The sequence below is a fragment of the Schaedlerella arabinosiphila genome (assembly GCF_003885045.1).
Taxonomy (GTDB): domain Bacteria; phylum Bacillota; class Clostridia; order Lachnospirales; family Lachnospiraceae; genus Schaedlerella; species Schaedlerella arabinosiphila.
In genome coordinates, this window is record NZ_RHJS01000002.1 from 3,418,679 (window position 1) to 3,431,575 (window position 12,897).

Here is a 12,897-nt window from a genome sequence, read left to right on the forward strand (position 1 = left end):
GAGTGTGGATAGCATGGCAGAAAAGAAAAAGCGACTTCCGGTAGGAGTAGAAAATTTTGAGCAGATTATCAAAGATAACTTTTATTATGTAGATAAGACGGGATTGATTTCTGAACTGCTTTTAAGCGGTAGAATGGTAAATCTGTTTACCCGACCAAGACGCTTTGGAAAAACATTGACTATGAGTATGCTGGAACATTTCTTTTCCCTGGAGGGCGATCACAGTATCTTTGATGGTCTGGAAATTACAAAAGATACAAAATTGTGTGAAGAATATATGGGTAAGTATCCGGTTATTTTTGTATCCTTGAAAGGAATTAATGCGGCTGCTTATAAGGATGCATTTGAGTTTGCGGTTCAAATCATAAAAAGAGTAGCCGGTAACTTCCAGTTTCTTTTAGAAAGTGAATCTCTAAGTGACTATGATAAGTCAGAATACAGGGAACTTCTGGACAGCGGCATGAGTGAGGCTGTATTTTGCGGTGGATTAAAAACATTGTCGGCACTTCTGGAGAAGCATTGCGGAGAAAAAGTAATTCTTTTGATTGATGAGTATGACGTTCCGTTATCGAAAGCCTTTGAAAATGGATATTACGATCAGATGGTATTTCTGATCCGCAATCTGCTGGAGCAGGCATTGAAAACGAATAACAGTCTGAAATTTGCAGTGATGACCGGATGTATGCGTATTTCCAAAGAAAGTATCTTTACCGGACTTAATAATTTCACTACTTTTACGATTACAGATGTTGATTTCGATGAATATTTCGGATTTACGGATCAGGAGGTACGCGACCTTTCAGCGTATTATGAATGTACGGACAAATACCAAAATATAAAAGAATGGTATGACGGATACCATTTTGGAAATGTAGATGTATATTGTCCCTGGGATGTGGTTTCCTATCTCCGCAGCCTGCGCGCTAATAAAGAGGCAGTTCCTCAGAATTATTGGGTAAATACAAGCGGTAATGCGGAAGTAAAGGAATTTATCCGGCAATCTAAAAATGCGACCACAAAGCATGAAATTGAGCGCCTGATGGCAGGTGAAATTATTACTAAAACAATCCGACCGGAACTAACCTATAAAGATATGTACAGTTCGATTGAAAATATCTGGAGTGTGTTATTCACAGCAGGCTATTTAACCCATGCAGGTCAGGTGGATGCGGGGAGCTACAAACTTCGGATTCCAAATGCAGAAATCCATAATATCTTTGTGATGCAGATTAAGGAGCACTTTGACGAGAGTATCCTCAAAGATGGAGGAATATTGAGCAAGTTCTGTGATGCCCTTTTGGATGGTAACATGAAGTATGTGGAAGAGATTTTTGACAGTTATCTGAAAAAAACCATCCGTATTCGGGATACTTTTGTTAAGAAGGCGTTAAAAGAAAATTTTTATCATGGCATTCTGGTCGGGATACTGGGAGTGAAAGAAGGATGGCAGGTATCTTCTAATAAAGAGACAGGAGAAGGTTACGGTGATATACTCATAGAAACGGAAGATGGAAAAACAGGTATCATCATTGAAATGAAATATGCTGATGACGGAAATCTTTCTGGGGCTTGTGAGACGGCGCTGAGGCAGATAGAAGAAAAACAGTATGACGAGATTTTCCGGGAAAACGGAGTGAACAGAATCTTAAAATATGGGATTGCATGTTATAAAAAACGCTGCAGGGTCATGTTGGCAGAAAACAGATAAAATAGGTTCGTCCACCCATAACGTAATCTTTACCACGTAAATTCGTACAGCCGCTTTCACTACAGAAATACAGTGAAAGCGGCTCATATGATTTTAGATAATTTTCTGAATCCACTTGTCAAATAATAATTGTGTTATATTATAAGATCCCCATCCTATAGAAACTATTAAAAAATTTCCTATATTAATAATGGGGGCATTACCAAAAGGGCATCCAAAAAATATTATTTTGTGTTATCAAACCAACGACAATGTATATCGGATACAACAAAATCCATCCCGTGATATTATAGAAAAAGGACTTTTACAATTTGTCTAAAAGTAATGAAACCAACTTTTTGACATAACAATTCTCCTCTTCTAATTTAATATAAAATATCTGAGTAATCCAAGTAAAAATATTACCGCTATTACTATAAGCTCAATTATTTCTCCTAATTTTATAGTCATCCATTTGTTCTTTTTCGCAATCATTAAAAGCAGAATATTAATAATAGTTGATAAAAGAATAACAACATAACTCCATACAACTACTTTAGGTATATTTTCTTTGATTCCGAATAAAAATATAAGTATACAACAAGCAAATGAAACAACTTTATTTAGAGTTCTGATCATATGGATTACTGTTTTCAAGCATATTCTCCTTAACTCGTAACATGAAACACATATATATTATCAATTATTATTGCTGCTAAATATGCTGCTTAGGTTTCATATTTATATTTTCTTTTTGAAATAGTTAATTAATATAATCCATATTGGAATAGAAAAAACATATACCTTGATCAGTATATCAAGCAGTGTACTCTTCCCACAAACGCCAATTAATATGAGTAATATTATACCTATTATGATTGCAAAGCAGGTCAATGCAAAAGATATTTTATACTTTTTCATTATTACCTCCTAAATTTTTGTTATTTTAATTATGTTTGTATATGGACCATACCACTTTCTTTGCGGCCCGCAACCCCCAAATAACTTTATCTTGATTAATAAATGATGAGTTGAATTTGTAATTTAAAACATTGGAATCCCTTCTTTCACATTTTTATTTTAAGCCTCCTTGCTTATCTATGATTGTACCAAGTCGCTAGCGCGACGGCTAGCCCCAATTACATAAAGCCGCCACATTTTCCCAAAAAAAGTAGCAGTTTCCATATTTTTGTAGTATTGTTAAGATACCCCTACCAAAACAATCGCATTATACGGGAACTGCTATGCTTAGTTTATCATGGATCTTTACTCTTAACAACTACATTTTTTGCTTTTCGCGTCCACCTCCTTTGGATGAACTGTCACTTTTTACATTTTATCTTACAAAGGAGGTCCCATTATGGACAATTATCTGAATTCTTACCGGGAAATGATTTCCCTACGCGGCCTTACACACCACACAGTGACATCCTACTCCACTTATATTTCTGCTTATCTGGATTATCTTTCCGTCTTCCTATGCAAAGACCCTCAAGATGTCTCCTGGCAGGAACTCCGCGATTTTATCCGCTGGCTACAGAAAGTCCGTTCCCTTTCGGACAGAACCATGAACGCTGTCATCTCACAGCTCCGTTTTTTTACCATCTATGTGCTCCACAAAACATGGGATGATTCCCAGCTTCCCAGGCGCAGGTTTGACGAATATCTTCCCTATGTCCCCTCCCAGAAAGACACCTGGACTTTTATCTCCACCATTCCCGATCTTAAGGTCAAGGCCTTTGTCACCCTTCTGTATTCGGCTGGATTACGTTCCTGCGAAGTCCGGAATTTAAAATGCCCTGATATTGAGCATTCCAACAAGCGTATCTTTATACGGCAGGCCAAAAACCGTTCCTCCAGATATGCCATCCTTTCGGATACCGCATGGGATACCATCCTGGAATACTGGTATTCCTTCCCGGCAGGGGCTCGCCCAAGGGACTGGCTGTTCACACAGCAGCGGGATAAAACCAGGCCCCTCAACCATGAGCATATCCCACATCATATCGCTCTGCATGAAAAACGGCTGGGATGGGAACACCGGATCTCCTGCCATACCTTCCGGCACGCTTTCGGTACCCACCTCTATGAGAATGGCACGGATCTGCTTACCATCAAAGCCCTGCTTGGACATAAATCTATTACTTCTACCACGATCTACGTCCATCTGGCTTCTAATGGTACAACCTGTGCCGTAAGCCCCCTGGACAGACTGGCAGGTGAATATCGTGGCCGAGTATAAGATACAGAAGATCTTTCAGCAAAACTGGGAATCCTTTTGTGCTTCCTCGGCTCCCTTCCCTGTTCAGGAGAAGGCAGCACATGCCATCATGAACTGCAAGACCGGCAGCCTGGGATTCTCCGTCTCCCGGTGCCAGGATTGCGGACACATAGAAATCCACAATAATTCCTGCCGGAATCGGAACTGTCCCAACTGTCAGGCGGTACAAAACGAGATCTGGGTGGATCAGCGCCGGGAGGAGGTCATTGATTCCCCATATTTTCATGTGGTATTTACACTTCCTCATGAGTTGAACCCCCTGCTCTACTGTAACCAGACACTTTTATACAGCCTTTTTCACAAATGCTGCTCCCAAACACTTTTAGATCTGTCACAGAATCCGAAATACCTCGGGGCAGTCCCCGGCATCATCCAGGTCCTGCATACATGGAACCAGGAGCTTTCCTACCATGTACATATGCACTGTATTGTTTCCGGCGGCGGACTCACAAAAAACCGTCAGGTCAAAACTTCAAAGGGCACATTTTTTATCCCGGTACGTGTCCTCAGAGAGAAGTTCAAAGGGAAATACCTCTCTCTTCTGGAGGAATACTACCGCTGCGGAAAGCTTGTGTTTTCCGCTTCCTGTGAAAAGCTGCGGAATCCTTACGAATGGAAAGAATTCAAAGACCTCCTTTACGGAAAAGACTGGTGCCCTTTTATAAAAGAAACCTTTCGCGGTTTCGGCAACGCCCTTGAGTATCTTGGCCGTTACACACATAAAATCGCGATCTCAAACAGCCGGATCCTTTCTGTTACGGATTCCGAAACTACATTTTCCGCCAGGGCAAAGAACCCCGGAGGACACAGGCGGCAGATATCTCTGAAAAATGAGGAATTCATCCGGCGTTTCCTGATGCATGTGCTTCCTCATGGATTTCAAAGGATCCGATACTATGGATTTCTCAACAACCGGATGAAATCCAAAAACCTGAAACTGATCTTCAAGCTGCAAGGATATCAGAGATTTAAACGCCGGTATCAGGATCTGTCCATAGCGGAACTGCTCAAGGCAGTCTGGAATTTCGATATACGGGTCTGTCCGGAATGCGGCTGTATGAACATGAAGCACCTGGGAAGGGTTTATGCGAAACCGCGGTAAAGTGCCTTCCCATCCATACTGTTTTTTTAAGATCTTCCAAGGGAAGGTCTGCGAAGCATGCCCAAATTTATTTTGAGCCCTCAGCATCCTGTTGGATTTCATAGGTTTTCGGATTGTTTTTTCATTTTCAGGCTCTCCGGGAGGATACAATCCCCATACCTTTTTCGGCTAAACGTCCGCGACTTGCTACAATTGCGAAGAATCAGATTCCGAGCAGTTCTGTGTTTTTCCAGAGCTGCTCTTTTAATCTGCTCTGAATCTGATACTTCACTTAATAATTATAACATATTTTTTTCACTTATGTACGTTTAAGCGCAATTGTCCGCTCCGCAGACCGCATTTATTTTTACAAATCCAAAAACAGCGCAGTCAGGTTTGTACGAAGCGCGTACCGCATAAAGGAATGTTATGACTTTGATACGTTTTAAGGCTGTCACTTCAATATTTTGAATTTTTTCTCTGCTTTTTCAAATAGTTTTTCAATGTCATTATGATATTTTTCTATTATTAATCTGTCTTCTGAATAATCTGTAATAGCCTCTAATTTCTCATTTATATAAATTTCATGAGTACCTGTATCATTTTGGATTCTTACCCCATATGCAAAATCACTTTTCAATAAAGACGGCCAAATGATTAATGATAGTCCTTCTTTATCAGAAATTCCCAAATTTCCTGTAAAGCTCAAATAATCTGGCTTTTTCACATTATAAGTCACATTATCCCTTTCATCAAATTGTACATGTACCCCCATTTCTTCAGGTACGGCCTCTAAATAATCTTTGTATTTATATTGGACACTTATAAACCAAAAAACATTATACATACAAAACAGTCCGGCAAATAAAACGAATAATAATATAAATCTTTTCTTTTTACTCATAACTCGATCATCCTATCTCCTGTTTTTTTACATACTCATCATGCGTTACAGCAATAATCATTTTCCCTTTCACCAGGCTAACAGCAACTAAATATCATGCTATCTTTAGTATAGCAGTTTTTTTCACTTATGTATGTTTGACCGCAATTGTGCACTCCGCAGACCGCATTTATTTTTACAAATCCAAAATCTCCGGCAGTCCGTCATAAATCTCCCTCAGCAGCTCATAACCGATCCCTGCCGCCCCGTTCATAAATCCCGGCGCATGATATTCCTGAGCAGGAAGATCTGGTTCTTCCTTCTCCAGACCCGCGATTTTCTCATAAACCGCAGCTTCCGTCCCATCCATAATACCGCGTCCTGCATATTCCCGCAGTTTTTCTAATATCCGATTATTCTACCGCTATCAACCGACAGATTGCCAAAAACAGCGCAGTCAGGTTTGTACGAAGCGCGTACCGCATAAAGGAATGTTATGACTTTGATACGTTTTAAAGCTGTCACTATTGCAGCACGCAAGAAAAAGCCTTTTAGTAAAGAGCCTCTTACACTTTACGTATCTAGAACAACCATTGAAAAGGCAAAATCATTAGGAGGAGATTATATTGCGATTTTAGGCAATTTACTTGATCAAGCTGTCACAGAATATAAAGCCATGTAAAGATACGGCTCATAGTTTCTTTTTTACGGGGCCGCCGTAATGACGCCCCGTTTCCTTTCTTCGGTGGTATCTGATTCACTCAAATAGATGCTTTCAATCTTTATCCCCTTTACAGTAAAGGCTTGTTTGCTTTTCGATTATATTTCTCAATTCATCAGCATAGCTATTGTCAGCAATTTCTTTATAATCCGGAAGCTCTTCATCCTCTGTTTCAGCAATGATCGAAGATTCATCTACCCATAAAGAGATCTGCGCATAGAATATGTTCGCCTGCGGATCACTGATCGCTATAACTGCATCCGCAAGCTGTTCCACAAAATATACCGCGCTTTAATTTCATGCCCGCTTTCTACCCTCTTTCGGGACGGTATTCGAAAAACATTTATTCTCCGACTTATTTATTTTTTCTAAGAGTCTCAGCTCCTTTTCAAAATCCACATCTTTTCTATTTTTCACATAATTCATTCCCAGCCTGAGCAATACCGGAAACAAAATCAAACACGGAGTCAAATCATAAGAGAATACCTTAATAAATCTCCAGTACAGATCCATCTTCGCATACTCTGTGATTAGCTCCATGACCGATCTGAAAATCCAATAACCTATGAACTGTGTCAGCCAGTAAATTTCATGCAGCCTTAAATACCCGGCAGCAGAGATGCGGTTTGCGATCAGCAGAATTGCGGCAATGATCATATAGCCAAATCACAAATACACAAACCCATAAGACAGCAGTTCATTGGTCCAGCTCAGCAGCGTTTGGTTGACCGCTTTCTTCTGGTCTGCCGCTATCAGCCGATATATGGCCAAAAACAGAGCTGTCAGATGCATAAGAAGTGTAACCATTGCGTAAATGAATGTTATTATTTTGATGCGTTTTAGAGTTTTCATCTTGGCCTCCTTCCGATGCTCACCGTGCCCCATATAGTATATAGGACATTTATGAACCGAGTGAAGTAAACGAATGGTTACGAATGTTCCAATGATAAAATAATCTACGCCTATTCCAAGAATAAGGAAGTTATGTTTATTTTAACATGGCTGTGTTTTTTATACAATGACAACTGAGCGTTTTCCCTTATGAAAGCCAGAATAATTGTTGCTGCAAAATATGCATCTTAGGTTTCATATTTCCTTTTAAAATTGCAGAAACTATGGCGGCCTTAATAGCACCGCCATAGTTGCCATATCCAAATATTTTGTTCATATATACTTTATTTTTTGTAAGTCTACGCCAACTCGAGATTCCTCATTTTTAAACCCTACGCCGCCTATACTTGTGATGTCAGTTATCGTCTCCTCAAATTGATGTTTTCATTTACCCGGGTTAGGGAACTTCAATTAAAATATCCTTGTTGTTATTAAATACTTCTAACTTTACAATTTCTGACAATCCGATTTCTTTCTCCATATGGCTCTGGGCTATATCAAATGTGACATCATTTGCTGAAATATCATTTGCAATAAATAGTTTTTGATTTAAATCTGTCAGATCCGTATCAATCCGTATCAGCGTATCAGACGCTTTTTCTAAAAAAAATTCTTGTTGAATTGTTGCCGTCAGTTCTTCCTTCAATCGAAAATTTTTCGAAACATCTATCGTATATTCTGCCACATAAACATCAATCTTACGGTCATCAGTATCCTCTTCCCTGTCTAATACAAATTGAAGTGTTTCACCATAGCCATAAGGATATTCCCGATTCATTTTTGTATCTACCCACTCATCGTTAGAGCTCATTTTCGCATCAACAACTTTCCCATTTCCATAGAGATACATTTCATCCCAAGCGGAGCTTTCAGATGATTCCACTATTTTTCTGTATTCCTTATAGGGAGAACTTATGATTTTTCCCTCTGTAACTGTAGAAGAAATTTCTGTATCTCCATGAAAATATGTATCCGTTTTACGGTACTCATAGTCTCCCTCAAAAAACTCGGATACAGCATTCTCAATGCCCGCATTACGAGATGACGGATGACAGCCGACACATATCAAGGCCATAAATACAATGGTGATAAATCTTGTTTTTTTCATCCCTATCTCCTCCGAATACAATACTTTTTTAATCGCCATATAAATGAGAATAAAAATCAGGTTAAATGAACCTTACATAGTTTAAAAGAAGAAAGCATACAAGAATGCCCATAACCACATATCTGCACCTGTCGATATTTGACTAATTCCTTTCGCTTTATCATTACCTACAGCTACCCCAATATCATATAATACACCTGAACCATCATAATTCATCGAAACATTATTATAACCATAGTGTGCCGGTCCATTAGCATCTTCTGTCCATTTTACACTTTTATTTGTAGGATATAAATAAAAACCGGAGCCTGTAACGTTATCACAGCTATTTATTTTATCATAGCCAGATGTATTTATTGTATACGTAATCGTAAAAGTGTTGTAATGACCAAGGTCTCCTACTGTAAAGTTTCCTGTTTTTGTACTAGAAGCTCTGGTTATCGCAATATCTGATATTACTTCAGATATATTTGTGAATATTTGGCCATTATTCATAACAATCAAATCATATGATTTATCATCTAATTCCTTGGTGCCATAGAAGAGCATTTCAATTTTGTCAATGTCCATCTCTCGAACACCATTTTCCTGATATTCTTTGATGTAATGGTATTCATCTGGAAACAGCCGTTCATAGATTGATTCGAGATTTTCTATCTCTGAATTTGTTCTCGTTTCTTGCAATGTTATAACCGGCAAATCTTCATTCTCAGTTGCGAAAACCGAAATTGAAAATAACTGTACTACCAAAAGTATCATAACTGTCAAACGTAATATTTTCTTTTTCATCTCTAATTTTCTCCTTATCTTTATTTTTCTGCTGTCCGTTTTCGAAAACATCTTTAGCCTCTATAAAGACTATATCATATTATTTTTCACTTATGTGTGTTTGACCGCAATTGTGCACTCCGCAGACCGCATTTATTTTTTACAGCTCCAAAATCTCCGGTAATTCACTATGTATCTCCCTCAGCAGCTCATACCCGATCCCCGCCGCCCCGTTCATAAATCCCGGCGTATGATATTCCTGAGCAGGAAGATCCGGTTCTTCCTTCTCCAGACCCGCGATTTTCTCATAAACCGCAGCTTCCGTCCCATCCATAATACCGCATCCTGCATATTCCCGCAGTTTTTCTAATATCCGATAATTCCCCATTGTCCCATGGCAGATACACATTCCCTCTCTCAGAAAATGCTTTGAGATCGCCGGCATTGCCCTTTTGATATCCTTTTCCAGTCGTCCGCATAAATCGGCAGTCTCTTCCGACACCTGATCTTCCAATGCATCCATCATCAATTTTCTTGACAACGCGATCCCGCCTGAGCCGTGACACCATGCCGTTTCCTGCTCCCCACTCTGTCCCTGGCGCACGGATTCCTCGCGCAGATCCTTCCAGTCGTGGAACTCCTCCTCATACATGCTGTCCTCATAATCCAGTCCCCGCAGGCACAGATCATAATATCTCTTTTCTCCTGTGATCCGGTATAGTCTGCACAGTGCGATCATAATTCCACTGTTTCCATGAGCCATACCGCACAGCGGCGTCTTCTCCGCTCCCCGCCAGCCTGTGCCCCATGGCATTTGTTCCGTATGACTACACAATAAATCTCCCGCTTCTATTGCCGCCTGCAAGTATTCCCGGTCTCCGGTGATTCCATATAATTTCAGCAAAATGAGGATTGCCCCTGCATTTCCCCCAAGCAGGTCATAGCTTTTATCTTTCCGGAGCAATGCCCGTGACTTCTTTGCGTGCAATTCCGCCAAATGCAGATATTCCTCTTTTTTGTCGATTTCGTACAGCAGTAAATATGCGTATACGATAGAAAATTCTCCGTCAAACATCCCGGTTCTTCCTGCATTTTCCGGCACATCCTCCGGCCTGTTTTCTGAAATATCCAGAGTTTCCGTGTACTCTTTTAGCTGCATATAAAGCCTGTCCGCAATCTTTTTCTCAAGCCGGAGCTCCGCCTGCCCTTGTGTCTCCCGCCTCTGCTTCCCCGCCTTTTCCAGTGCATATAAATACACAACAATCCCTGCGATTCCTTCATAAAAATAATTGGTAACCCTGCGGATTTTGCTCCGGCATTGTTCCGACAGGTCGATGCTCAAAACCTGCAGCTTCCCTTCTTCGTCTTCATAAACATTCTCTATGATCAGTCCCGCCAGTTTTTCGCAGATGGAAAACAGCCTGTCGGCTGACATGTTCTTTTCCTGATCCGATTTACAAAACCCGCTCTTTTTTCGTTCGGAATCCATCCTCTCTTTCCCCAGCTTTCCCGCAATCGTAAGCGACAGATTGATCAGCCGCACCTGTAGTTTTTCATCCCTCCGGCCGATTTTAGAAAGTCTGTTTCGAACCGTCTGTTCGGGAGTATGAAGAAAATAGTCCGGAATACAGATCTGCTGCTCACTCATCAGATCCTTTCCCTTATTATAAAAATAGGGAATGTCCCCCCGGAGCATAGATTCCGCTTCTGATTCGACCAGCCGATGGTCACGGATCTTTCCGACAATACCGATAGTACGCACAAAAATTTCCCTGTCCCCGCCGTCTTTCATCAAATCCGGATAGTAGGAGCTGTTCAGCAGTGCGGCGTATTTCATCGTATCTGAAACCACCTGGCGGCTCTCACAGGCTGCCGCCTGACGCAGCATTTCCTCCTGAAAATCAGGGTTGCTTTTTACATATTTGTATGCCTTTTGGAAACCACTGATCAGGTCATTTTTATATTCTGATGCTTCTACAGTACGTCCTTTATATTTTATCTTGTTCTGCGTAGGATTCATGATTCCATGCCGGTACTCAATCCGCATTTTGGAGGTATAAGCATCCCGGATGACCGGGATCTGCATCCTGCTTTTTCTTCCGCCCCCGCCGCTCAGTGCGCCGACCTCATTTCCGGCCTTTGCGCTGCCCGGAAGGTAGGTCGGAAGGATTCCTGATTTCAGGACGGAATCGAAAACCTCATTGCAGGTTATGCTTTGACTCTGTAGGGGAATCAAGGTTTCCAGATCGATCAAAACCGGATACTCTCCCCTTGCGATCATATTTTCACAATGCAGGTCACCGGTGCCGAGAAAATAGGTAAGACAAATTAGAATCCCTGCCCTTTGATAGAATCTCTTTACCTCTCCTTCCGACGTACATTCCTGAAAACAGATCTTCTCCTCCCAGCCGTAATCCGGACGGCTGATGATTTTTATTCCCATTTTTTCATCCCAAAGGGCACATTCTGAGCTTATTTTTTTCAGAAATTTTTGAAAATGAAGTTCATTTTCCAAAGAACGGGGCTTGTAGATCAATTCCAGCGTTTCATTCAGGCATACGCATGCGACGCTTTTTCCGTGATTATGTGTGTCTCCGTACATACAGCGGATTCCGCTAAGCTCAGAGATCGGAGCACTGCCGGGAAACTGCTCTTCTATCTTCTGCCTGTCTCTTTCCAAATGGCTTATGATCTCACAGAAGTAATCCGCGCATTGTTCCACTTGTTCCCTCAGCATGCGGAATAAGACGGGATACTGTTCGCATAACTCATGGATATACGATACGTCACTCAAATATCTGTCAAGGAAGTCCTGATATTCTTCCGTTTCATCCTTTCCTGCAAGCTTCCCTTCTGCTTTCAGGCGATGTATTTCAAGGATCAATGTCCTGACAGAAATCTTCTGAAGGCAGTTTAACGTGTACTGCAGAAAATCCTTTTCCAGATTCACAGAATGACGGATTGCTCCCTCTTCTTTTTTCATTCTGAATTTTCGTCTTCCTTCCTGCAATGCATACGCATAAAAAGGGGCAAATACAGGATGATCTGGAATAGGTTCCGGATTTTTTATATCCATGAATATTTCATTTTGCTCAGAAACCGTATACGGCATCTCTGCCAGATGGAATCTTATTTTTTCGTGCTCTTCTGCAAGTTGTGAGATCCTGGCTTTTCCGAGAATGCCTTCCCAAAATCGTAATTTTTCGGATGCTATTACCGAATCCTTGTCCAAACTTTCTGCAGGGTAGTTTCTCTCCCTTAGGTAGGAAGCTTTTAAATTTACCATTCGTACAATCCTTTTTTCTATTTTTTACGCCTCATAGTGCTTGAAACTGATTTTATATTTTAAAAAATACCATCAGACCAGAAACTCCTTTAAACACAACTTAGCGTATTGGAAAGTTCTGTTGATGGTATTTTTATTCTAATTATTTGCAATACATTTGATGCAAATCTCAGCAACAGATGATTGTGCAT

Annotated in this window: 14 protein-coding genes; 4 read left to right on the forward strand and 10 right to left on the reverse strand. The window is 40.6% G+C overall.

Annotated elements, in window-relative coordinates; translation table 11 throughout:
* Positions 1-13 precede the first annotated feature (13 nt).
* Positions 14-1,708: an AAA family ATPase gene (locus tag EBB54_RS16400; RefSeq protein ID WP_125128233.1), complete on the forward strand. Its 1,695-nt coding sequence runs from the start codon at positions 14-16 to the stop codon at positions 1,706-1,708.
* Between the two features lie 360 nt (positions 1,709-2,068).
* Here the strand turns inward: EBB54_RS16400 and EBB54_RS16405 are convergent, their stop codons facing one another.
* Positions 2,069-2,344 (reverse strand): hypothetical protein, encoded by a 276-nt coding sequence (locus tag EBB54_RS16405; RefSeq protein ID WP_125128234.1) that lies wholly within the window; start codon positions 2,342-2,344, stop codon positions 2,069-2,071.
* Between the two features lie 703 nt (positions 2,345-3,047).
* On the opposite strand from EBB54_RS16405, the gene EBB54_RS16410 reads away from it, so the two are divergent.
* Positions 3,048-3,929 (forward strand): tyrosine-type recombinase/integrase, encoded by an 882-nt coding sequence (locus EBB54_RS16410; protein WP_125126748.1) that lies wholly within the window; start codon positions 3,048-3,050, stop codon positions 3,927-3,929.
* A complete protein-coding gene (locus tag EBB54_RS16415) occupies positions 3,916-5,070 on the forward strand; it encodes an IS91 family transposase (RefSeq protein WP_125128235.1) in 1,155 nt (384 codons plus the stop codon). The genes EBB54_RS16410 and EBB54_RS16415 overlap by 14 nt, the downstream gene beginning before the upstream one ends.
* A gap of 433 nt (positions 5,071-5,503) precedes the next feature.
* Here EBB54_RS16415 and EBB54_RS16420 read toward each other — a convergent pair whose 3' ends face one another.
* Positions 5,504-5,953: a hypothetical protein gene (locus EBB54_RS16420; RefSeq protein ID WP_125128236.1), complete on the reverse strand. Its 450-nt coding sequence runs from the start codon at positions 5,951-5,953 to the stop codon at positions 5,504-5,506.
* 175 nt (positions 5,954-6,128) lie between these two features.
* The gene (locus EBB54_RS30210) at positions 6,129-6,302 is read right to left on the reverse strand and encodes a hypothetical protein (RefSeq protein ID WP_154677799.1); all 174 of its coding nucleotides are present in this window, start codon (positions 6,300-6,302) and stop codon (positions 6,129-6,131) included.
* 126 nt (positions 6,303-6,428) lie between these two features.
* On the opposite strand from EBB54_RS30210, the gene EBB54_RS16425 reads away from it, so the two are divergent.
* The gene (locus tag EBB54_RS16425) at positions 6,429-6,614 is read left to right on the forward strand and encodes a hypothetical protein (RefSeq protein ID WP_148099376.1); all 186 of its coding nucleotides are present in this window, start codon (positions 6,429-6,431) and stop codon (positions 6,612-6,614) included.
* A 93-nt stretch (positions 6,615-6,707) separates the two neighbouring features.
* Here the strand turns inward: EBB54_RS16425 and EBB54_RS16430 are convergent, their stop codons facing one another.
* The 7 genes from EBB54_RS16430 to lanM form a co-directional block, all read right to left on the reverse strand.
* Positions 6,708-6,929, reverse strand: a complete 222-nt coding sequence (locus tag EBB54_RS16430) for a hypothetical protein (protein ID WP_125128238.1) — start codon at positions 6,927-6,929, stop codon at positions 6,708-6,710.
* Between the two features lie 21 nt (positions 6,930-6,950).
* The gene (locus tag EBB54_RS16435; RefSeq protein ID WP_125128239.1) at positions 6,951-7,310 is read right to left on the reverse strand and encodes a hypothetical protein; all 360 of its coding nucleotides are present in this window, start codon (positions 7,308-7,310) and stop codon (positions 6,951-6,953) included.
* 9 nt (positions 7,311-7,319) lie between these two features.
* The gene (locus EBB54_RS16440; protein WP_125128240.1) at positions 7,320-7,505 is read right to left on the reverse strand and encodes a hypothetical protein; all 186 of its coding nucleotides are present in this window, start codon (positions 7,503-7,505) and stop codon (positions 7,320-7,322) included.
* A gap of 187 nt (positions 7,506-7,692) precedes the next feature.
* Complete coding sequence (locus EBB54_RS31620) at positions 7,693-7,821, reverse strand: hypothetical protein (protein ID WP_279229971.1); 129 nt, start codon at positions 7,819-7,821, stop codon at positions 7,693-7,695.
* A gap of 120 nt (positions 7,822-7,941) precedes the next feature.
* Positions 7,942-8,652 carry a hypothetical protein gene (locus EBB54_RS16445; RefSeq protein ID WP_125128241.1) on the reverse strand — a complete coding sequence of 237 codons (711 nt, stop codon included), beginning with the start codon at positions 8,650-8,652 and terminating at the stop codon, positions 7,942-7,944.
* Positions 8,653-8,733: 81 nt separating this feature from the next.
* A complete protein-coding gene (locus tag EBB54_RS16450; protein ID WP_125128242.1) occupies positions 8,734-9,441 on the reverse strand; it encodes a hypothetical protein in 708 nt (235 codons plus the stop codon).
* Positions 9,442-9,580: 139 nt separating this feature from the next.
* On the reverse strand, positions 9,581-12,706 hold the full coding sequence (gene lanM, locus EBB54_RS16455) for a type 2 lanthipeptide synthetase LanM (protein ID WP_125128243.1): 3,126 nt from the start codon (positions 12,704-12,706) through the stop codon (positions 9,581-9,583).
* Positions 12,707-12,897: the final 191 nt, after the last annotated feature.